The organism is Muribaculum sp. An289, from assembly GCF_002159555.1.
GTDB classification, from domain to species: domain Bacteria; phylum Bacteroidota; class Bacteroidia; order Bacteroidales; family UBA932; genus Merdivivens; species Merdivivens faecigallinarum.
In genome coordinates, this window is record NZ_NFIV01000004.1 from 13,940 (window position 1) to 35,023 (window position 21,084).

The window sequence follows — 21,084 nt, forward strand, 5'->3', positions numbered from 1 at the left end:
TTATTACGGATTAAAGCATTTTTATCCCCATCCCGTCCATTTCGGCGATGGCTTTTTCATGGCCTTCTTCGTCTACGTATGCTAAGGCATCGGTAAGCAGGTATACCTCATAGCCTGCCGCGAGCAGGTCGGTGCAGGTGGCCTTGATACAGTATTCCGTAGCTATCCCGCTTACGTAGACCCGTCTCGCGCCGAGCTCCTGTAGCTTGTCATCGAGGCTTTCTCCCATATTGTTGGTGCCTTCGAAGCCGGAATACTGTTCCGTATCCCTCTCCCTGCCTTTGTAGAAGGTCATTTCTTCGCAGGCGAAGGCGGCAAGGCCTTCTTCGATTTCCGCGCCTCTCGTCCCCTGTATGCAATGGGCGGGCCATATTCCGCCGTTCTCCTTGAACGACGAATGGTCTGCCGGATGATGGTCGCAGACGAAGAGCACAGGCATTTCAGGATGCGCCTTGATGAAGCCGCGGGCGGCCACTGCTGCCTTGTTCCCGTTGTGGCATGCCATCGTGCCGTCTATGAAATCATATAACATGTCCACCGAAACGTGGGCGGAGATGGCCTTCGATTCGATTTCCTTCTGTATCTTGTCCAGAAGGCCCATTTTCGTATCATAAAGGGTGTCGGAAATGTCCACCTTGTAATAATGCGGGTTCACGAGCCTTTTCTCGCTTGCCCCGAGACGGGAGAGGTTGTCGAGATAGTACTGGCGCTTCCCGTCAAGTGAGATTTTTTCGGAAACGTCCTTTCCTGCCGCCATTACTTCGGTCTGCAACGCCCTTGCCTTGTACGTACCCTTGTAGAAGGTGGTGTATTTGTCGCTGTCGAATTCGTCCCTGATGGTAATGGTTTCGCCGCGCTCGATTTTCCTGCTCAGGGCGTCGCCCCTTATGCAGGTGACGTCCGCACGGAAAAGCCCGGCCTTGACTATGCGGTAGGTAATCTGGAATCCCGGATTTATGAGTTTGATTTTGTCTTCCGACCTTTTCAGCACCGGTTCATGGTCTATTTCCACGAGTTTGTACACGTTCCCGAAGCAAGGGTTGTTCTTGGAAGTCGCGATTGCGTCCCCCACGCCGTAACAGTCTATGCGCGCCCCCTGTTTTTCGAGGTCGGAAATCAGGTATTCGTCAAGCGAATTTGTCGCGAAAATCTTGCATTCCGTCAGTCCGGCCCTGTCGAGCATCTTGCGGCACTGTGTGGAAAGGTAGGCGAGGTCCCCGCTGTCGAGCCTGACCCCGTAACCGTATGGGTAGCTGTTGTCTATCCCGTTGGCCTTGAATGCCTTTATCGCGTTCCTGATTCCGCATCTGAGCGTATCGTAAGTGTCAATCAGAAGGGTAAGGCCCTCGTTCCTGTGGCTTTTGATATATGTGTCGAAGGCCTGTAACTCCCCGTCCACGCTGCATCCGAATGATGAAACGAAGCTGTGGGCCATTGTCCCTGTCGACGGTTTCCCGTAAAGGATTTCCGTAAGGACATTGGAAGTGCTTGCGCATCCGGCTATTACCGCTGCCTTCGCGCCGTATGTTGCAGCCCACGGACCGTGTGCGCGCCTCGAACCGAACTCGCTTACAGGTTTGGACGTAGCCCTTGTGACCCTCGACGCCTTTGTGGCGACGGCCATCTGGTGGTTCATGATGCAAAGCATCGGGGTTTCGAGCACCTGCGCCTGTACGAGAGGTGCCTCGACAATGATTACCGGCTCTTTCGGGAAAGCTATCTCGCCTTCCCTCATGGCATATATGTTTCCGGTGAACTTCATTGTGGACAAGTATTTGCGGAATCCGGCATATTCGTCTCCCGGAAGGAATTTTTCGAAGAAACTTTCCGGCATGTTCCCGAGATTCCCGACCATTTCGATGACTTCATCGACTCCGCTCACCACCGCCCAGTTGTTGTTTTCCGGGGCCGTGCGGTAAAACAGATTGAAAACGGCGCGTCTTTCGGCATTCCCGCTTTCAAGAAAAGATTTTCCCATCGTATATTGGTACTTGTCCGAACAATAAGCGTTGTTAAGCATCACAAATAATTTTAATGAGGTGCAAATATAGCGAAATAAAACGTATATTCGCCAAATCAATGTTTTTGTGATGGATGAGTTGGAAAAATTAAAGAATCTGTATTCGCGGTGGGCGGGAAAGGCCCCGGTTTCGTGTGGGAGGCTTCCCGGTGCCGGGAGCGGAAGGAAATATTTCAGGCTGGCCGGAGAGAACGGAATTTCCGCCATAGGGACGGTAGGTGAAAGCGCTGATGAAAACAGGGTTTTCATTGCGATGGCCTTGCATCTCCGGTCGAAGGGTATCCGGGTGCCGGAGATTTATGCCGTAAGTGAAGACTCTTCCGTGTATCTTCAGGAAGATTTGGGAGATATGAGCCTCTTCGGTTTTCTGTCTCGAGGAAGGACATCCGGAAAATACGGAGCGGAAGAGGCCGGACTTCTCGAAAATTCGATAAGGAGGTTGCCGGCGATAGCGGTGAAAGGGGCGGAGGGCTTCGATTTTGCCAGGGACTGCATGTATCCAGCTTTCGGACGGCGGACGGTTTTTTATGATTTGAATTATTTCAAATACTGTTTCCTGAAACTGAAGAATATGGTCTTCGATGAAAACAGGCTCGAAGACGATTTCGAAGCCCTGGCCGGGCAGCTGCTCGCCGCGGACGGAAAATATTTCATGTACAGGGATTTCCAGGCGCGGAACGTCATGCTGAAGGACGGTTGTCCGTATTTTATAGATTTCCAGGGCGCGAGACCGGGTCCTCTTGAATACGATGTCGCCTCTTTCGTCTGGCAGTCGAAGGCCGGATACGGGGAAGAGCTGCGCAAGAGGCTTGTGGAGGCTTATCTGGAGGAACTCGGACAATTAATCCCGGCGGACCGGATGGTTTTCATTGCAAGACTCCGGGTTTTCGTGTTCTTCAGGATGCTCCAGGTGCTCGGGGCATACGGTTATCGCGGCCTGTATGAGCGGAAGCCCCATTTCATGACGAGCATCCCTTATGCGCTGGACAACATCGAGTCCCTGTTTTCGGGAACATTTCTCGGCCATGATACCGGAGACCTCAGGAAGATTCCGGGCGGCGATCTGGAAGGGGCTGTGCCTTATCTTCGCGGCCTGTTGCATTCCATCTGGCATTCAGGCGCCGTTCTGGAAGTGGAAATATACAGTTTTTCATATAAAAAAGGCATACCGGAGGACGGAAGCGGGAACGGCGGAGGTTACGTGTTCGATTGCAGGGGCATACTGAACCCCGGGAGATTCGAGGAATATGCCGCCCTTGACGGGCGTGACGGGGCAGTGGCGAGGTTTATAGAGGAAAAGACTGAGATGCCCGTTTTCCTTGAAAATGTCTTCAATATTGTAGACATGCATGTCGAGACATTCATTTCAAGGGGGTTCTGCCATCTTTTCGTTGCCTTCGGATGCACTGGGGGAAGGCACAGGTCTGTATACTGTGCCGAAAGGCTTGCCTCCCATCTGTCAGGAAAATACGGGGTGCGCATAAGGCTCGTACACCGTGAACTGGAGGCCGGACGATGAAGGCCCTGGTCTTTGCGGCCGGTCTCGGAACCCGCCTGAGACCTTTTACGCTGCATGCCCCGAAGGCCCTGTATCCTCTGTGCGGCAGGCCTTTGCTCTACTGGACTGTGCTGAAACTCAAGCGCTCAGGCCTTGTTGACGGCATAACGGTCAATGTGCATCATTTCGCCTCGATGATAGAGGAATACCTCGCTTCGGAAGATTTCCTTTCGATGTCGCAGGGCCTGGATATCAGTGTTTCCGATGAGTCCGGCTGTCTGTTGGAGACCGGTGGCGGGATGTTGTTTGCGGAAAAACATCTGTCGCGAGGGCCTTTCATTATGCACAATTCGGACATCGTTTCTAACGCGGACCTTACGGCACTTGCGACCGCGCACGACTGCGGCAGTATGGCCACCCTGCTTGTCAGTGAAAGGGAATCTTCCAGATATCTGCTGTTCGACAGCGGCAAGTATCTTTGCGGCTGGTACAATGCCTCTACGGGCGAAGTCCGTTCTCCTCTGGGGAAAATCGACCCGCGGGATTTCAGGATGCTGGCCTTTTCGGGCATACATACGGCATCTCCGGGCATCTTCGACTGTGCCCGCGACCTTGGTTTTTCGGGAAAATTTTCCATCGTCGACTTGTATGTAAGCGCCTGTGCTTCATACAGGATAAAGGCATTCGTCCAGGAAAATCTCGTACTTGCAGATGCCGGCAGGCCGGATAATATGCGGAAAGCGGAACAGATTGTCGAAAAATATTATAATTTTGTGGAGGAATAATTTTGAGAAGATGGATCTGAATTATTGGGGACTGATAGTCGGTGCGGCCACCTTTGTCATAATAGGGGTTTTCCATCCGATAGTCATAAAGGCCCATTACTATTTCGGACTGAAGTCCCGGTGGTGGTTCCTGGCGGGCGGAATCGTGCTTTCGGCCGTCGCCTTGCTGGTAAGGGATTTGGTGTTTTCGATACTGTTGGGAGTCGTGGCCTTTTCCATGTTCTGGAGCGTGAAGGAAATAAAGGAGCAGGAAAAACGGGTGGAAAAAGGCTGGTTTCCGGAAAATCCGCGGAGGAAGAATGGAGGAAGAAAATTGAATGATAATAATAAGTAAGAGGTTGATTATGAAACTAAAATTTACAATGACGGCCGTCATCTCGCTTGCCGCATCCGTTTTTCCGCTTATGCTCGTTGCGCAGAGCCAGACGATAGATTATTCAAAAGGACAGGTGCTGGAAGACGCCCTTTCGGATACGGTGGCTTTCGCTTTGCCTGAATTCGTAGACGGAAAAATCTTTTTCGAGGATTTCAGTTCTTCGTCGGCCAGGCTGAACATATCCAATATAGACCAGTGCGTGAAATTCATAGACACTTCCGGCGATACCCTCAGTCTCGTCAAGGAGAACGAGGTAAAGTATGTGGTGGCCGCCAACAAGACGTTTTACAAGACACAGTTCGGTTATGCCCAGGTGCTCAGGTTCGAGGGGGACTGCTCCTTCTGTTTCGTGAAGGACGTAATCGTGGAGCAGTTGCAGGCCATGACTTCCTACGGCAGGCTCCCGGCCACTTCCACTGCCAAGACTGTCAATGCCTTGCCTGACATGGGCGGTACGATGAATACGAGCAATGTCGGAAAATACATGGAGCTGGAATATGACATGACCGTAAGGCCGGTATTGGTCAAAGGCAACAAAATAATGCTTTCTTCCAAAAAGAACTTCATGAAAGTCTTCCCGGAAAAGAAAGATCTGATTAAAAGGCTTGCGGATGAAATGAAAACCGATTTTTCGGATGTCAGAAGCGCCTACGAATTTTTCAACGCTATAACGGCGAAATAGCAGGCCATCAGTACGTTACAGTTCGAGTTTCACACTTATGCCGTATCTTGCAGGGAGCCCTTCCTGAAGGAAGGCGTTCCCTACGGATTCGAAATAGAATGTCGCATATTCGGTGGAAGTCAGGTTCTTGCCCCATAGTTCGACCGAGAATCCCTTGAAAACGAGTTCCACGGAAGCATTCAGGAGGGCATAGAAGGGCTGTGCGAGGCTGTTTTCCTCATTCCACCGGATTTTCCCGAAAGCCTTCGTGTTTACATTGAAATCTATGCTTTTGAGGAAATTCTTTCCTGTTTTCAGCGAGTAGAAAGCCGAAGCGGACAGGGTATTTGCCGGTATGTACGGGACATATTTTCCCGAATAATCGTTCTGGCCGTCATCGTATCTTACGAATCTCGCATCGGTGAACCCGTAATCGATGTCGATGGACAATTCCCCGTACCGGTAGTTGAACGAGGCTTCCATGCCCATGCTGCGGCTTCTTCCGGCATTTGTCATCATCCTTCCCGTTCCCTTTTCGGGGAAGACGGTCAGTTGCTGGTCGATGGTTTCGACAAGGAAGGCCGTGATGCCTCCACGGAAAACGGATTTCCCGTATTCGAAACTTCCGGATGCCCCGAGTTCGAAGTTCCAGCATTTTTCCGGCTTGTATGTTATCAGTCCGGCAATGTCCTGCGTGCCGTCGCCGGAAGGCATTCCGAGACCGGCCATCATGTCGGAGGAAAGTTTGTTGCGGAGTATGTCGGAAAACAGCTGCGTGTTGAATCCTCCGGCCTTGTAGCCTTTGGATACGGCAAAATAAAGGTTCCGCGCTTCGGTTCCGTACTGTATTGCCAGGCGCGGCAGGACTTCGATGTAGTCGAGAGCATTCCGTCCGTCGAGCCGGCTTTCAAGGTGTCTGAAGTCATCCATGGTAAGCGTGAACATGTAATCTATCCCGGTGCCCGAGGCGTAATCGAAACCGATATGTTCATAGTCTATTCTCAGGCCTGCTTCGAAAATCCATTTGCCTGTCTTGTAATAGGATGTGTGGTACAGGGCCGCACCGGCGGAGCGGGTGGTGAAGTCGCTTTCCATTACAAAACTGTCCTGTTCGATTTTTATACTGTGCCCGGGGAATACCGAGCCGATTCCGGCGTTGGCGGCCCCGAGTATCAGGTCGTCTATACCGTCTTTCAGGAATGTGACCGGGGCGGACATGACATTGTGTTTGTAGAAAAGCGATATTCCTGAAATCCAGTCCCAACCGGTTTCGGGGCTTTCGCTCCTTTTCAGTACCAGTTCCTGTGAGGCGGAGTGTTCCCGCTGTGCCTGTACGAGGGTGAAGTACGATAGCGGAAGATAGTCCTGGTCCATGTCCATCCTGTCTTTCCCGTATCTGTAGGATGTCGTGCCGGACAGAGACAGGCCGCCGAGTCTGAACCTGTAACTCAGGCCTTCGGTTATGTTGAGCCGTTCGTATCCGCAATAACCGTTGTAATTTATCGCCTGCCCGGGCATCCTGTACGGGAATCCTCCCTGGCGCAGCCAGCCGGCAGTGAGGGTGTTGTCGAATTCGGCCCTGTCGCCGGCCTTCCATTCCGCCCTTATCCTTCCTCCGGCCTCATCGCTCCAGTCGCAGAGTGCAGGGTCAGCCCATGCCCCGCTGCCGTATTCCTGAAGCCATTGCGGATGTGTACGCACATATTCGTTTTCATAAAAACCGTCGCTGTGCCTGTAATATCCTCCGGCCCCTATGCCGAAATTGTCGGACAGTTTTGCATAATGCGACAGTTTCGCTTCAAGGCTGTTCCCGTTCCCGTAGCCTGCCGAGGCGCGCGTGCCCTGGTAGGAAAGTGGCGACAGGGTGGTTATGTCGATGATGCCTCCTGTGGTGTTCCTTCCGAAAAGCGTTCCTTGCGGTCCTCTGAATACTTCAATGGAACGTATGTCGAAAAACTCCATGTCGAAGTCGTTCTTGTTGAAGTAGCCTATCCCGTCCACGTAAAGGCCCATCACGGGGTTGTCTATCCTCGTGCCGAGCCCGCGTATGTATATTGATGAGGTCATCTTCGAACCGTATTCCGGAATGAACAGATTGGGTACGGTTGCGGACAAGTCCTTGTAGTTCATTATCCTTTCGCTTTCAATCCTCTTCATGTATACCTTCGTGGCCGGAACGGTGCGGCCTTCGTTGAGGAAACTGATTCTGGCGGTTCCCGTTATTGTGCTTTGTCTGAGTGTATCTTTGCTGATGGACTCCTGCTTGTCGGTGTATTCCTGCATGTCCTTGCCTTCCGGAATGCCGGGGCCTTCAGAAGAGCCGTCCGCGCCGGCTGCTGGTATGGCGATGGCCATTGCCAATATGCTGACTGCCACTGTTATGGCTGTCGGTATCGATGCCGGCCGTGTCTTGAACAGAGTGTTTTTCATTCGGCAAAGATAGGAAGTTGTTTTGAATTTTATGCCCGGTAATTTTTCCGGGTCTGGAAAATTCCGTATTTTAGCACCTGCATCCGCAGCGGATGTCTGGGATTTTCAGAAACGTTTTAATTTTAATTTTAAATATCAGAAGTCATGTATAAGATTGTTTTGGCTGTTTTGGCGGCTGCGTTTTTTGCAGGTTGCGCCAGTGAGAAAGCAGGTGTGTGGACCGAGCTTCAGGGAGAATGGAACGTAGTTGAAATCGACGGTATGCAGGTTGTCGCCGATTCTCTGGAAAACAGGGCGTATATCGGTTTCTCCCCCGCCGATACTTCCATCTTCGGCTGTGCAGGATGCAACAGGCTCGTAGGGCGTATCGGACTCGGGGATGATGCCACGGTAGCGGATTTTTCGACAATAGGCACGACGATGATGATGTGTGCCGACATGTCGGTGGAAAACGTCTTCCTCCCTGCATTGCGTGAAGTGAAGAGCTACTACGCTGTAAGTGAAAGTCGTATGGAATTCCGCGATTCCGAAGGGAAAGTCCGTATGGTTCTCGAAAAGGCTTTGTAGCCAAGGCTTATAGTCCTGCCGGTGACGTGTTCCCGGCCGTGCCGGCAGGATTGTTCCCTTTTGTGGATGATTCGAGGATGTCATCGTTCACAATGCTTCTTTGTGTTTTCTTGACAATCTGTTTCATGTTTCCGAAATTGTAGGAAATGCCTATCATGAAATACCTGTTGTCGAAAACCATGCTGTCGGTGCTCCTGAGGTATGGCGTGTGGGTCGTATTGCTCATTTTCATGCGTGCCTCGAAAAAATTGACCGCGCTGAGGGAAATGTCGAGTTTCCCGTCGAGGAAGGACTTGTTCAGGGTAAGTCCGTAAAAATAGCTCCCGTATCCTTTTCCTTGCAAGCTGATGTTGGGGAAGAAATAACCTCCGTTGGCGCTCAGCCTGAATCCGTATTCGAAACTTTGTTGCGCACCGAGGAAGATGTTCCCTGTCCATCCTTCGTTTTTCAGATTCTCGGTATATATGCTGGCCGCACTTCCGGAAAAACGTATCCAGCTTACATTTCCGTTAAAATAAATCCGCGTGTTGTTGCTCGGGTTCCAGTAGGCGTATGCCATGAGGCCGACATTCCTGTTTTTCCCGATGTTGCCGTAAGTATTGTTCAGCACTCCCTCGTCGTCCATGAACTGGAAATGGCTTATGCTGTTGTTGGTGAACCCGTAGCGCAATGAGGCGTTGAGCCCGTATTTTGTTGAAAAAAGGCTGTAGTTCAATGAGACGGTATGGTTCTTCTCGGAAACGATGTCAGGGTCTCCATAGGTTATCTCGGCCGTGCCGATGCTCTGTATGAACGGGTTGAGGTATGTGATGCCCGGGCGGCTTATCCTCATGTTGTATGTCAGTTGCAGGCTTTCCATCGGTGTCGGCGACCATAATATGGAAGCCGAAGGCACTATGTCGGTGAATGAGGAGTTGAACCGTTGCTCCTGCGGGGCGGTAAAACTTATCGTTTGCATGGTATGTTCGGCCCTTACCCCTGTTTTTATCCCGAATTTTCCGAGAGTCAGGGAATAATCGGCATACAGGGCGATTATATGCTGTTCGTGCCTGTAGCGCTGGGATGGATATTCGGGATTTTCCGACCATTCCGAATCCCCTGCTGACTTGATGAGGTTCTGTCCGTCGCTGCCGTTCAGTCTGAAAATGTATTTGCTTCCGGCTTCGATTTTGTGTTTCCCTGCAAAAGGAAGTACATAGTCTATCTGTCCGGTATGCTCCTGCGATGATGCCTTGTTAGTTATCCTTGTATAGTCGAAAACCGTTATCATTCCACGGTCTCCGGTAAAATCTTCGAGTGCGTATTCCGAATTGAGCCCGCTCGGGCTGTTGCTGTACATGTAGGAAAGTGTGAGCATTTCTCCCGGACGTTTGCGGAACAGGTGCTGGTAGTCGGCGCTTATGCTTCCGGAACCGGCAAGCGTACTGGCCGTCCCGTTTTGCGTATAGCTGTATATGGGTGAGGCGGAGGACATGGAACTGCTAAGATTGTAGCCGGCCGAAACATCGGCAAGATACAGGTTGCCGGACAGGGTAAGCAGATTGAGCGAATCTATATCGTAGCTCATTTCCAAAGCACCGAAATGCATGGGCGCACGGTTCGTTATGGCCTGTTCCGAAGATGAGTGGAAGCTGTTGCCCCCTGACTGGAACTCCCTTTCGCTCTGCGTGGTTATCAGAGGATTGTTCATGTAATTGAAGCCGTAATTGGCGGATATGGAGAATTTTCCGATTTTTACGGCCCCGTATGCCCCGGCATTGGCGTTCCTGTTGCCTCCTCCGGCATTCAGGCTAACATTATATCCGTCGGCGCGTTTGGTGTTCATGACTATGTTGAGTATTCCTCCGACTCCCTCGGCATCGTATTTCGCGCCGGGGTCGCTTATCACTTCGACCCTCTTTATGCTCTCAGCCGGCATGCCTTTCAAGATTTTCCCCGGTTCGGAAGTGAACATGTTGGAGGGTTTTCCGTTGACATATATCTTAAAACTCCCCTGGCCGTTTACCATGATGTTGTCGTCGGCATCCACCGTCACCCTCGGAACCTTGCGGAGCATGTCGAGGGCGTTGCTCGTCTGTGAATCAGGGTCCTCTGAAATCTTGTAGGTCAGTTTGTCCACTTCGGTCTTTACGAATGGTACCTGTGCGCTGACGGTCGCCGCCTCAAGGAAATCAGCATCGTTTTCCATGAATATTTTCCCGAAATCGGCCGAAGGTTTTCCGTCGTCCACAGAAAATTCCAGGATTTTCTCCTTCCGTCCCGTCGAGCTTATCCTGAGGGTGTATTCCCCCGGAGCCGGCAGGCTTATTTCGAATCTTCCCTCCATGTCTGTCGTCATTACGATGTCGTCGCCCATGGGGCCGCTGATTATCAGGGTGGCCATCGGTTCTCCCGCTCCTGAAATCTGGTCCGCTACTGTGCCGAGGACTTTGTAAGGTGTGTCCGCGAATGCCGGAAATGCGGCAATGACGATGCAGAAAAATAATGCAATGCTGATTTTCGTTTTCATATATAAATTACGTTTTACCATGCAAAAGTATTTGCGCTACTTTAATTCTTCCTTGAACTCTCCTTATTTTTACCTTAAAAATTTCAAACAGCTTCCAAGAATTCCTAAATTTGCAAGAAAATCGGAAAATGACAATGCAACGGAAAATGCCACGGGGGGGGGTAGTTGGATAATGGATTCTAATCTGGATTTGCTGAAGATGCGCAAGGTCTTCATCGTGGAAGATGAACCGGTCCTGCGGGACACTTTGTCCGGGATTTTCAGGGATTCCGGCTTTAAATCTGTGTTCGTCGCGGGAAGCGTGGCCGAGGCCCTCAGGGTATATGGGGAAAATCTTCCGGACATAGCCTTGCTGGACGTGAACCTGCCTGACGGAGACGGATTTTCCCTTATGCCGCAATTGAAAAGCATCAAGGACGTTCCCGTGATTTTCCTTACGGCAAGGGATGACCCCGATGATATCGTTGCAGGTTTCGAAGGAGGCGGTGACGATTACATTACCAAGCCATTTATCCCCAAGGAACTGGTGGCAAGGACAATAGCGCTTTTGAGAAGATGTTACCGTGAAGACGGGAGGATAGTGCAGCTGGACGGAGCGGCGGTCGATTTTTCACGTGCCGAAGTCTTAAAGGGAGGTGAGAGGATTCCGCTTACCGGAAAGGAGCATGACATCCTGCTTATGTTATATAACAATGCCGGCCGGGTAATTTCCTTAGACAGGCTTTGCGAGGCGGTCTGGGGCGACAACCGTTACGGTTATGAAAATTCGCTGATGGCCCATATCCGCCATATCCGTGAGAAAATCGAGAACGACCCTTCACATCCCGTATCGCTGATAACGGTGAAAGGGTTGGGTTATAAATTGAAAATTTGAACTTCGAGCCATGCCCGGGAGAAAAAGGATGTTGGAAAATATAGAAAACCGTCATTTGCGGAAAGAATTCATGCGGATTTTCGTCCTGATTCTGGCGGTTTTCATCCTGAATGTATGTTTGTACATGACTCTGTCCATAAGTTTTTCCAATATGTATGTAAACGACAGGCATGTTCCCGGAAATTTTGCCGATGAAATATCGTCGGGAATCGGCCTGGGAGGGAATTACAGCGCCAGTGGAGATATCGGGCGGAGGATGGATTCCCTCGGAGTATGGGCCATGCTGGTTTCCGATTCCACCGGAGATGTGGTATGGAGCCGCAATCTTCCCCGGGAAGTCCCCCTCCATTACAGGTTCGGGGACTTTGACAGCCTTTCCACTCTGAATCTGTGCGGTTATCCTATTTTTACCGCTTCGCATCCGGAGGGCCTCGTGATAACGGGCTATCCCCGGGATTCATATATAAACGTCCTGGTTTCGCAGCCTTACAACAATATAAGCAGGATAAGGAATATCACCCTGTCATTTATAATTATCAGCATCCTTTTGCTGATTGTCGTGAGTTTCGGTTACGGCTGGACTTCCTACAGGGCTCTCAAGGGCATTGTAAAGGGCATCGAGGACCTGTCTTTGGGAAAGGCCGTGCATCTGAAAACCACTGGGCGTTTTTCGGCCATAGCCACTTGTGTCAATGCGGCCTCTGACAGGCTCCAGGGCTATTCCCAGCACAGGAAGAAATGGATAGCCGGAGTATCGCATGATATCCGTACCCCTCTTTCGATAATCCTCGGGAAAGCGGACAAGACGGGCGATGAAGATATAAAATTCCAGGCCGTGAGGATAAGGGAACTCATAAAGGACCTGAACCTGTATTCGGCTCTGGAGTTCAGCGAAGCCCTCGACAAATCCCGTTTCAGGGCCGCAGCTTTCGTGAGGAATACGGCTACGGATTTCCTCAATGCCCTCCCTTCCGGATATTCATTGTCGGTATCGGTTGCGGAAAGCGCCGAAAACAAGTATGTATACGGTGACAGGCATTTGTTGGAAAGGGCGCTTTACAATCTGCTGTATAATTCCATCGTCCACAATGTGTCAGGTTGCGATATCTCCATATCCCTCGGCATGGCGGGCAAGAGACTCCGGCTGACGGTTTCGGACAACGGAACGGAGATTTCTCCAGAAATGATACGCGAGTTGAATCTGAGGACTTTGCCCGGGGCTACGGCTCCCGATGAGAATATCCGGGGAGCGCACGGTCTCGGTCTGTATATAGTGGTGGAAATCATAAGGCTCCACAAGGGGACGGTGGTTTATTCAAATGTGTCTCCGAGGGGTTTCAGTACGGAAATAATATTGTAGACGGTAATAATATTGAAGATGGTCATGGACGGTTCAGACAGGATAGAGATAATGGTTCCCGACAGGGACAAGGAACTCGGACTTCCGTATTCGGAAGGCGGGGTAAGGGCGGGTTTTCCGTCTCCGGCCGAGGATTTCATGCCGAGGCATATTGATTTGAACCGCGAACTTATAAAGCATCCTGCCTCTACGTTTTATGCCCGTGTCTGCGGGGAAAGCATGACGGGGGCCGGGATAGGGGACGGGGACCTTCTCGTCATCGACAGGGCAGTGGAACCATACGACATGTGCGTGGCGGTATGTTTTCTGGACGGGGAATTTACCCTAAAATATGTCAAAACCGGTCCTGACGGCCTGACCCTGTTGCCGGCGAATCCATCGTTCAGGCCCATAAAGGTATCTCCCGAAGACCAGTTCACCCTTTGGGGAGTCGTGAGGTACGTGATAAAAAAACTGTGATTTTTCGGGCAGGAGGGTTGAATCATGTACGGGTTGGCTGACTGTAACAATTTTTTCGTTTCCTGCGAAAGGCTTTTCCGTCCGGACCTGAACGGGAAGGCGGTCGTGGTGCTGAGCAACAATGACGGCTGCGCCATCGCGAGGAGCAATGAGGCCAAGGCCCTCGGGATTAAGATGGGCCAGCCGCTGTATCAGTTTTCCAATCTCGTGTCTTCCGGCAAGGTAACCGTGTTTTCTTCCAATTTCATGCTTTACGGGGACATCAGCCACAGGGTGCATGCCACGTTGCGTGAAGCGGTTCCTGTAATAGAGATTTATTCGATAGACGAGGCCTTTCTGGATTTGACCGGGATACCGGATGACCGGCTCGACAGTCTGGGACACAGGCTGAACCGTATGTGCATGAGGAATGTTGGGGTTCCGGTGAGCGTGGGCATATCGCATACCAAGACCCTTGCAAAGGTAGCCTCGAAACTCTGCAAACAGTATCCCCGTCTCGATGGGGCGTGCCTGATGAAGAGGCCCCAGGATATTGAGAAGGTATTGAGGAAGTTTCCTGTCGAAGACGTATGGGGGATAGGCCGCCGTTATGCCGCAAGGCTGCATTTGCACGGGGTGTCGACTGCTTTTGATTTCGCATCGCTTCCGGAAGAATGGGTGAAGGCCCGGATGGGGCTTACCGGACTCCGTACCTGGCTTGAACTGCACGGCGTGCCTTCCATAAGTTTCGGTGAAGACCCGGAGCCGAAAAAGCAGATTTGCGTGTCGCGGAGTTTCGCGCATGAGATTACCGACAAGGAGGAACTGTACGAGCAGCTTTCCCAGTTTGTTTCCATGGCTGCCGAGAAACTGCGCAAGCAGGGGAGTTTGGCTTCCGAGATGGATATTTTCCTGCTTACAAACCGTTTCAAGGATACCGACAGGCTTTACAGCCGCAACCGCCTCGAAAGGCTCGAACCTCCCACGTCCGACACATTCGCCATATTGAAGACCGCCCGTTATGCTTTCGAGCAGATTTACGACAGCAGGGTGCGTTTCAAGAAGGCCGGCGTGACGTTTTCCGGGATAATTCCTTCCGAAGGCATGCAGATGTCGCTTTTCGATGGCGGTGAAACCCGGGACAACGGGAAATTGATGTCGGTAATTGACAGTATAAACAGGAAAGAAGGCGCCGGGAGCGTGGTTTTCGCTTCCCAAGGATTCGGCGGTGTGAAAATGAACCGAGGCCATCTTTCGCCACAATACACCACGAAATTCGACGATATTTTGAAAATAAAAGTGTGATTTAAGAAGCTGTTAAAAATAAGTTTGGTTATGGCTAAGGAAAACTGGAAGCCGGGGACTATGGTATATCCCCTCCCTGCGGTCTTGGTGAGTTGTGGGGCCTCGCGCGAGGAGTACAATCTGATAACGGTGGCGTGGACTGGTACCGTATGTACGGAGCCCCCGATGTGCTATATATCGATGCGTAAGGACAGGCATTCGTACGGCATAATCTCCCGCACCGGAGAATGTGTTATCAATCTGACTACGGAGGCGCTTGCCCGGGCGACCGACTGGTGCGGTGTGAACTCCGGCCGCGACCATGACAAATTTGCCGAATGCGGGCTTACTCCGGAGCCTTCCGCGGTAGTTTCCGCTCCTTCTTTGGCCGAGTCCCCTGTCTCGATAGAATGCCGGGTGAACAGAATCATACCGCTCGGTTCGCACGACATGTTCCTGCTCGATGTGGTGAACGTGGCAGCAGACCCTAAATATATCGATAAATCCGGTCGCTTCGATATGCGGGCCGCCGGTCTGATTTCCTATTGCCACGGTGAATATTTTTCATTGGGAAAAGTCCTCGGCTTTTTCGGCTGGTCGGTCAGCAAACGCAAAATCTCCCGCAGGTAAGGCCGGCCTCGTGCCCTCCGGCGCTTCCGGTTTTTGTAACGGCGGGCACATACGACATCTGGCTGGCATCTGGACATGGCCTGTGGCATGCGCTTCAGGTTCTTGTTGCAGCGAGCACACAAAATGCGGGATTTTCTTGTGTAAGTTACTGAAAGTAAGCGTTTTAGTAAAAATGTACCTGTGGATTACAGCAGTTTTTTTTCTGCTCTCATCCACAAATTTTGTCTCTGTAAAGTGGGGTAATATATTGAATATCAACAAGATAAATAAAAACGCCCTGTGCCCGCCGGAACCATATCTGAAGCCGGCCGCCTTACTTAAGCCAAGCGTGAACAGCCATCAGCCGGGCAATATCCGTGGCCTGAATAAAAAAAAACGGCCCCGGGCCGTAATGGTTTCCGGAAGCCGCCTTTTGTTAAATTAGTTTTTAAATGGACATCATATTGTGTGACTGTGTCCAGTATAAAGCCGTTAGTTATCTGGCAAACCAACCAAGTCTGCTGTACCAGGCTGTAGTTGACTGGTTTAAGCAAGTTATTACAATGTCGGTGTAGCTTACATTGATTTGTTCTCCATTGGTGTCGAGTCCGTTCAATGTGATGTTGCATGTATACAGCACGTCTCCCCACTCATTCGATCCAGTATCGGTTACATCTATAGTAAGCGTTCCGCCGTTGATTGTAGCGTATGTACCGGTATTTCCTGCATTGACCATATCAAAGTATACTGTACCCCAGTAGTCATAGTCTGAACCATTGGCGTAGATGGCTCCGGCAAAGAATGTTCCGGCTTCTCCAGTGTTGGAGCAGGTGTATGTGCCGCTGATGTCAGAACCGAAAGTAAGGTCCTGAGGAACTATGTCGAAGTACAGGGCAGGTCCCTGGTTTCCGTATGTAGGGCCGACATTGAAGCGGTAGCAATCGCTTTGCCCATATCCGTTTGCATTGACATCCCCGTTGTATGAAGCATCTACCGGTCCGGTAACTGTAGACTGTGCGGTAGGGAAACGGAAGTTGTCAGTGATGTCTGTGTAAGGAAGGGAACCGCTCCATGAAGCTGTCACTGTAGAGCCGCCTGTTACCGTCACATTCATCTCGATTCCGGAGCTGGAAACTGTTACTGTACCGCCGGTTATCTGGGCGTTTGTTTGATTCCAGTCCAGGTCGGTGTAGTTGCAGTAGCTTCTGTCTTCTCCTATGAGGAGTGTGAACTCTTCTGCATTTTCACCTGCATTGTATGTGCCGTTGGCGATGTGTCCGTCTGCATCGAGTTTGGTTACGAGGTCGAGATATGCGTTGTAACCGCTGCCGTTGAAGTCGTTCAGTTCAATGCGGAAGCAATAGAGGTCACCCCTGATACCCTGATAACCGTTACTATAGTCGAAAAGTCCCATAATGGTGTTAGAAAGCATTGTTATGTCGTTCTCAAATCCCGTAGGAGGAGTGACAGGACCTTTGTTTTCAAGTACAATGTCTCCATAATAGTTGACGTAGTGTGTAACTCCGTCTATTACGAATTCAAGACTAATGTCATGATAACTGCCATAATAGTATGTGATATTGAGTGTGCCGGACGTAAAGGCTTTCTTTTCAATGCCTTCTGTCAGGTTTGAATAATATGAGTTTGCAGAGTAGAATGTGTTGTATTCATCCTGGGTTTCGCTCATAGTGTACGTAGCGCTCTGGATGCCGATGCTGCTGCCGTCGTTAGGCCACTCTTTTCCGTAAATGTCGATAGTGTAAGTATGTCCTTCGGCTTCATCGGTAAATACAACCTTGTAATTGGCATTTTCGCTGTCGGCCGTTCCCCAATATTCCCCTTCGACTTTTGTTATTGATGGATATAATTCAGTAATTGCTTCGCCGCCGTGGGAACCGAAACCGGTCAGGTCGTCCATGTCGAGGGTTTCCCATTCATCAGGATTATATGTCGCTGTAGGGGCTGTTACGGTAGAGAGACGTCTGAGGGTAACATCTTTTGCAAAGTCCGCATTGCTCCCGATGGTGCCGAGGATATCGGTAATCTCGTCGTTGCAGATGATGGCTATCGGGTCGTTGCCATTGAAATTGATTACGTTGTCATCTATGGCTTCGGCTTCTACACCGTCAGGGAGGGTGGCATCGGCTCCGCTGTTTTTGTATACTTTGGATGCCCCGGCAGCAAGGGTGCCGCTAAGTTGTACCGGGCGTGTGTTGCTTTCGTCGCCGTTGGTGTAAATCCTGAGCAGGTATGCGGAAAGGTCGATGTCCTTGTCCGATATATTGGTTATTTCCAGGAATTTGTTATAACCTGTGCTTTCGGAGTATTCGGAGATAATCAGGGCAGTAGGGTCTCCTTCAGGGATTTCCGGCTGTTCAGGCCTTTCGTGGCTTATATAATATGCCGGGGTTGTACTGCCGCCTCCCTGGGCTTCACCATTGTGTTCCCCGCGGACGGTAGCCAGCGTAACAATATCGTTTACCTGAAGTCCGAGTCCGGCGAACGACTTGTCGTTACCGTCCTGTTTGGTTGCAGTCAGTCCGTAAATGTATACGCTGCCGGTCTCGTCTTTGATTGTGAAGTTTCCGTAAGTAGAGTTCGCGATATTGGTTATGGTTCCTGTCAATTTGTACCATGTGTCGGTGCTTGTTTCTGCTGCGAGGAATTCGGCTATGGTCGCTTCGACGAGCTCGCCCGGCTGAGGGTTTTCAGGGTCGATAAGTATAGGGTCGATATTCACGGTAATGTCAATACCGTCGGTAAAGAGCGCACCCCTCAGATTTGTCCTGTAGTTCTGTAAAACAGGGAAGTTGTCATATCCGCCGGTGGAAATGGCGATTCCGTTGTTCTGGAACTCGTATGTGAAGTTCAGGAGGGTCTGGTCTGTTCCCACGTTTGCAAAGATGTAGTCGAAGCTTGCACGCGCCTCATCGGCCGGGGTTTCCCCTACGGCAGGGAAGTCTACCGGTACGGAGAATGAAACAGGGTCGATGACTGTACGTTCCTCAGTGATTTCCCCTGTAAGTGCGTTGAATCCGGCAGGTACTTCCGTGAAGCCTACCTTAACGGTAATGTTCGAAAAGTCGAAGTCGGAAGGGAGCGACGTGAGGTCAGTAGCAACCAGATTCACCTGTCCGGAAGGCCTCCTGAGTGTGAAGTTGAGATCTTCGGCGCTGGTGATGGTCTTGCTTTCTGTCAAGTAGAATGCATCCCTCTCGTCATTGTTGTTCACGTATTCGTCCGTAATCAGCTTGATGTCCGAAAGCCCGTTCTCTGTGTTGTAATAGAGTTCGGTGTATCCGGTCTCGGCGGAACCTTCGGCATGGTCGGCCCAGAAAACGAAAGTATAGGTGTGGTCGGTAACGAGCCTTGCCGAGAACTGTGCGGTCAGGGAGCCAGGAGTAATGTCCGCGTACATCCTTTCCCCGTAGAGTTCGTCGTTTTCATATATTTCGAGGATGCAACGGTTTACCAAAGTACCGTCGCCTGGATTCTCTGCGCTTCTGACAGTAGGAGCGTTAGGAACTACAACGGAGATGGTGACTTCACCGTTTGTCCCGTTGTCTTTGAGGTCATCCCTCTGGCATGATACCACGCTGAGGGAGATTGCCGTTAATGCTAACAGGCAATAGGTTAAAATTTTGTTTTTCATAATTGAAGTATTAATAAAAATGGTTGTATAATTAATGGGTTTTATTTTTAATTTTAAATCCCGTTTCCGGTGAGCAGGGCTCCGGTCACATTGGATTTAACGTTGGCCTGGATGCTGATACCGCTTTGGAACCTGTATGGATCTATAAGCACCATTCCGTCAGCATCAAAGAAGTTCATATCAAATGTCGGAAGTTCGTAAGGGGTATCGTCCGGAGCGAAGATGTAGCAGAATCCGAGGTATGCACCTTTGTCGTCCGTTGCCACAGGCAGGGCAGACGGAAGGGATGTCACAATCTCTGTGCTGTACTCTATTTCCCCGGTGTGTAGATTCATTCCGACAGGCAGGCCGGCATCTATAAATGAGAGCGATGTGCTGTGCGGTATGGCTTCCGCTTCGCCGTAATCGGTAGCGAACAGGTTCAACTGCCCGAAAGGTCTTTTAAGCGTAACGTTGATTGACTCCGGAAGCCCGTTTTCCCTGTCAATATCATAAATTCCGAAAAAACCGTCACAGCGGTCGTCGTTGACTGTAATCCTATTACTGAAGATCCTTACATCGGGAAGTTCCGAGGTATTGTATATGAAATCGCCCAACCCGGCTTCGTCATCGGTGCAGTCCGCCCAGAAAATGAGCCTGTAGTCCTGGCCCCCGAGCAGGTGGATGTCGTTGAATGCCGCTGTCTTGTCGGATACCGCCACCGTCACTTTTTCGCCGAAAACGGCGAGCGTGCCGTCTTCCGCTACGGTGAAGGCCTGCATGACACATCTGTTGATATATGCACCGTCTCCCGGAGTCTCATCGCTCCTGGTTTCCGGAGCAAGGCTTACGGAAATCGTGATTGAGGATTCTTCCTTGTCGGGAATATCTGTGCCGTTGTCCTTTTCGCATCCCGGCATGAGCGCCAATGTTCCTGCGGCGCAAATGAAATATGAAAATATTTTCATCAGTCTGTCCATCATGTTATTCTCCATTTGTTAGTCAGGCAATGGAATGTTGATTTCATCTTCGAAGCCGGTGTCGATTCCGATTCCCGATTTGTTGCTGGTAGTCAGAAAGTCGCCTCTGATGACGGAAGTCTCCCCTTTGTTGATTTCGGCGGTAAGGCCGGAGTAGGAGTTGAGGATTTCACCGGTTTCCTTGTCCACGAGGCTGAGGGTGATGTTGACCCTTGTCCTGTCTCCGTTTACGAATACATAGTCATAGCCCATCAGCACCTCGTTATCGCTAAGCGGTGTCATTTCCGATAAGAACATGATTCCGGTCTGGGCATCCGTAGGAACTCCCGTGAAGGCGTTGTATTTCGTAGGGAAATAAAGGGCGTAGTCCCATCTTGCCTTATATCCTTCCCACATTTGTTCCTCTTCGGTTTCTATCCCGCTCTTGGAGAGCAGTTCGGCCTGCTTCGTCAGGAATTCCTTCGCATCTTCGGCGATGATTTCAACCCTGCCTACAGGCGGTTCGAGGGTTCCCGATAGGGTTTTCTCTCCGAGCCATTCGTCGTTAGGCAGGTCTATGTCCATTCGCAGGTCGTAGCATTCCTTGAGGTCTGTAGAACCGGTATATTCTTCATTGGCGAAGACTATGCCTCCCAAATCAGTCATGTCGTAGTGGCTTCCGTTTCCCTGTTCGTCTTCAACGCATGTCGCGAATGCCGCCAGGCGGTATTTCCCTGCATTGAGGGATGTGTTCAAAACAATGGATGCGGAACCGTCTTCATTCTTCGGTGCGCTTGCCTCGTGCCTCAGTACAGGCTTCCCTCCAAAATCTTCCTCGTATATTTCCACGACAAACCACACGTAAGGTGCGGTGTTCGCGCTCTTTGAAAATACGGATGAGGCGTTTATCTTAGGATTGGTGGTAAGTTCGACCGTAAGGGATATCCGGGTAGGGTCTATCCCCTTGCCGTCGTCCGGATATTCGTGTACGCATGAGGCAATCGTGAGCGCCGCGGCAAAAAAGGCGAATGATTTCAATGCGGCCCCTGTTATCGTTGATATCGATGTTTTCATGTTGTCGCC

At 50.7% G+C, this 21,084-nt stretch carries 16 protein-coding genes; 10 read left to right on the forward strand and 6 right to left on the reverse strand.

Translation table 11 applies throughout. The features are described from left to right. Positions 1-10: 10 nt before the first annotated feature. Positions 11-2,020, reverse strand: coding sequence for a nicotinate phosphoribosyltransferase (locus B5F83_RS04025; protein ID WP_087276839.1), 2,010 nt, complete (start codon positions 2,018-2,020; stop codon positions 11-13). Positions 2,021-2,090: 70 nt separating this feature from the next. Between B5F83_RS04025 and B5F83_RS04030 the strand changes: the two genes are divergently transcribed. From B5F83_RS04030 to B5F83_RS04045, 4 genes are read left to right on the forward strand one after another with little or no spacing between them, the layout of a single operon-like run. Next, positions 2,091-3,539 carry an RNase adapter RapZ gene (locus tag B5F83_RS04030; protein WP_087276842.1) on the forward strand — a complete coding sequence of 483 codons (1,449 nt, stop codon included), beginning with the start codon at positions 2,091-2,093 and terminating at the stop codon, positions 3,537-3,539. Further along, the gene (locus B5F83_RS04035; protein ID WP_087276845.1) at positions 3,536-4,303 is read left to right on the forward strand and encodes a sugar phosphate nucleotidyltransferase; all 768 of its coding nucleotides are present in this window, start codon (positions 3,536-3,538) and stop codon (positions 4,301-4,303) included. Before B5F83_RS04030 ends, B5F83_RS04035 begins: the two co-directional genes overlap by 4 nt. Before the next feature lie 10 nt (positions 4,304-4,313). Beyond that, positions 4,314-4,637 (forward strand): DUF4491 family protein, encoded by a 324-nt coding sequence (locus tag B5F83_RS04040; protein WP_087276848.1) that lies wholly within the window; start codon positions 4,314-4,316, stop codon positions 4,635-4,637. A gap of 10 nt (positions 4,638-4,647) precedes the next feature. Further along, the gene (locus tag B5F83_RS04045) at positions 4,648-5,361 is read left to right on the forward strand and encodes a hypothetical protein (RefSeq protein ID WP_143822453.1); all 714 of its coding nucleotides are present in this window, start codon (positions 4,648-4,650) and stop codon (positions 5,359-5,361) included. Between the two features lie 15 nt (positions 5,362-5,376). Here B5F83_RS04045 and B5F83_RS04050 read toward each other — a convergent pair whose 3' ends face one another. Then, positions 5,377-7,770 carry a TonB-dependent receptor gene (locus tag B5F83_RS04050; RefSeq protein WP_087276853.1) on the reverse strand — a complete coding sequence of 798 codons (2,394 nt, stop codon included), beginning with the start codon at positions 7,768-7,770 and terminating at the stop codon, positions 5,377-5,379. 144 nt (positions 7,771-7,914) lie between these two features. On the opposite strand from B5F83_RS04050, the gene B5F83_RS04055 reads away from it, so the two are divergent. Then, positions 7,915-8,337 (forward strand): META domain-containing protein, encoded by a 423-nt coding sequence (locus B5F83_RS04055; RefSeq protein WP_087276856.1) that lies wholly within the window; start codon positions 7,915-7,917, stop codon positions 8,335-8,337. A 7-nt stretch (positions 8,338-8,344) separates the two neighbouring features. Here B5F83_RS04055 and B5F83_RS04060 read toward each other — a convergent pair whose 3' ends face one another. Further along, the gene (locus B5F83_RS04060; protein ID WP_158094143.1) at positions 8,345-10,846 is read right to left on the reverse strand and encodes an outer membrane beta-barrel family protein; all 2,502 of its coding nucleotides are present in this window, start codon (positions 10,844-10,846) and stop codon (positions 8,345-8,347) included. Positions 10,847-11,018: 172 nt separating this feature from the next. Here B5F83_RS04060 and B5F83_RS04065 point away from each other — a divergent pair, with 172 nt between their 5' ends. From B5F83_RS04065 to B5F83_RS04085, 5 genes are read left to right on the forward strand one after another with little or no spacing between them, the layout of a single operon-like run. Next, complete coding sequence (locus B5F83_RS04065; protein ID WP_087277371.1) at positions 11,019-11,720, forward strand: response regulator transcription factor; 702 nt, start codon at positions 11,019-11,021, stop codon at positions 11,718-11,720. Between the two features lie 28 nt (positions 11,721-11,748). Further along, positions 11,749-13,080 (forward strand): HAMP domain-containing sensor histidine kinase, encoded by a 1,332-nt coding sequence (locus B5F83_RS04070; protein ID WP_158094144.1) that lies wholly within the window; start codon positions 11,749-11,751, stop codon positions 13,078-13,080. Positions 13,081-13,104: 24 nt separating this feature from the next. Further along, on the forward strand, positions 13,105-13,539 hold the full coding sequence (gene umuD / locus B5F83_RS04075) for a translesion error-prone DNA polymerase V autoproteolytic subunit (RefSeq protein WP_162607152.1): 435 nt from the start codon (positions 13,105-13,107) through the stop codon (positions 13,537-13,539). Positions 13,540-13,563: 24 nt separating this feature from the next. Beyond that, positions 13,564-14,823, forward strand: coding sequence for a Y-family DNA polymerase (locus tag B5F83_RS04080; RefSeq protein ID WP_087276867.1), 1,260 nt, complete (start codon positions 13,564-13,566; stop codon positions 14,821-14,823). A gap of 30 nt (positions 14,824-14,853) precedes the next feature. Further along, positions 14,854-15,432, forward strand: a complete 579-nt coding sequence (locus B5F83_RS04085; RefSeq protein WP_239383821.1) for a flavin reductase family protein — start codon at positions 14,854-14,856, stop codon at positions 15,430-15,432. Between the two features lie 475 nt (positions 15,433-15,907). On the opposite strand, the gene B5F83_RS04095 is transcribed toward B5F83_RS04085, so the two are convergent. Genes B5F83_RS04095 through B5F83_RS04105 form a run of 3 tightly spaced genes read right to left on the reverse strand, consistent with a single transcriptional unit; the run spans position 15,908 to position 21,075 of the window. Then, positions 15,908-19,063, reverse strand: a complete 3,156-nt coding sequence (locus tag B5F83_RS04095) for a DUF6562 domain-containing protein (RefSeq protein ID WP_087276873.1) — start codon at positions 19,061-19,063, stop codon at positions 15,908-15,910. Between the two features lie 53 nt (positions 19,064-19,116). Continuing rightward, positions 19,117-20,025: a DUF6562 domain-containing protein gene (locus tag B5F83_RS04100; protein WP_158094145.1), complete on the reverse strand. Its 909-nt coding sequence runs from the start codon at positions 20,023-20,025 to the stop codon at positions 19,117-19,119. Between the two features lie 15 nt (positions 20,026-20,040). Next, the gene (locus B5F83_RS04105; protein WP_087276879.1) at positions 20,041-21,075 is read right to left on the reverse strand and encodes a DUF6562 domain-containing protein; all 1,035 of its coding nucleotides are present in this window, start codon (positions 21,073-21,075) and stop codon (positions 20,041-20,043) included. Positions 21,076-21,084 lie beyond the last annotated feature (9 nt).

What these genes read in the sequence shown, in the direction of transcription:
- B5F83_RS04070 (WP_158094144.1), top strand. Translation starts at nt 11,749, where the DNA reads ATGTTGGAAAATATAGAAAACCGTCATTTGCGGAAAGAATTCATGCGG.
- B5F83_RS04080 (WP_087276867.1), top strand. Translation starts at nt 13,564, where the DNA reads ATGTACGGGTTGGCTGACTGTAACAATTTTTTCGTTTCCTGCGAAAGG.
- B5F83_RS04100 (WP_158094145.1), bottom strand. Translation starts at nt 20,025, where the DNA reads ATGATGGACAGACTGATGAAAATATTTTCATATTTCATTTGCGCCGCA.
- B5F83_RS04060 (WP_158094143.1), bottom strand. Translation starts at nt 10,846, where the DNA reads ATGAAAACGAAAATCAGCATTGCATTATTTTTCTGCATCGTCATTGCC.
- B5F83_RS04030 (WP_087276842.1), top strand. Translation starts at nt 2,091, where the DNA reads ATGGATGAGTTGGAAAAATTAAAGAATCTGTATTCGCGGTGGGCGGGA.
- B5F83_RS04085 (WP_239383821.1), top strand. Translation starts at nt 14,854, where the DNA reads ATGGCTAAGGAAAACTGGAAGCCGGGGACTATGGTATATCCCCTCCCT.
- B5F83_RS04035 (WP_087276845.1), top strand. Translation starts at nt 3,536, where the DNA reads ATGAAGGCCCTGGTCTTTGCGGCCGGTCTCGGAACCCGCCTGAGACCT.
- B5F83_RS04095 (WP_087276873.1), bottom strand. Translation starts at nt 19,063, where the DNA reads ATGAAAAACAAAATTTTAACCTATTGCCTGTTAGCATTAACGGCAATC.
- umuD (WP_162607152.1), top strand. Translation starts at nt 13,105, where the DNA reads ATGGACGGTTCAGACAGGATAGAGATAATGGTTCCCGACAGGGACAAG.
- B5F83_RS04055 (WP_087276856.1), top strand. Translation starts at nt 7,915, where the DNA reads ATGTATAAGATTGTTTTGGCTGTTTTGGCGGCTGCGTTTTTTGCAGGT.
- B5F83_RS04050 (WP_087276853.1), bottom strand. Translation starts at nt 7,770, where the DNA reads ATGAAAAACACTCTGTTCAAGACACGGCCGGCATCGATACCGACAGCC.
- B5F83_RS04025 (WP_087276839.1), bottom strand. Translation starts at nt 2,020, where the DNA reads ATGCTTAACAACGCTTATTGTTCGGACAAGTACCAATATACGATGGGA.
- B5F83_RS04045 (WP_143822453.1), top strand. Translation starts at nt 4,648, where the DNA reads ATGAAACTAAAATTTACAATGACGGCCGTCATCTCGCTTGCCGCATCC.
- B5F83_RS04105 (WP_087276879.1), bottom strand. Translation starts at nt 21,075, where the DNA reads ATGAAAACATCGATATCAACGATAACAGGGGCCGCATTGAAATCATTC.
- B5F83_RS04040 (WP_087276848.1), top strand. Translation starts at nt 4,314, where the DNA reads ATGGATCTGAATTATTGGGGACTGATAGTCGGTGCGGCCACCTTTGTC.
- B5F83_RS04065 (WP_087277371.1), top strand. Translation starts at nt 11,019, where the DNA reads ATGGATTCTAATCTGGATTTGCTGAAGATGCGCAAGGTCTTCATCGTG.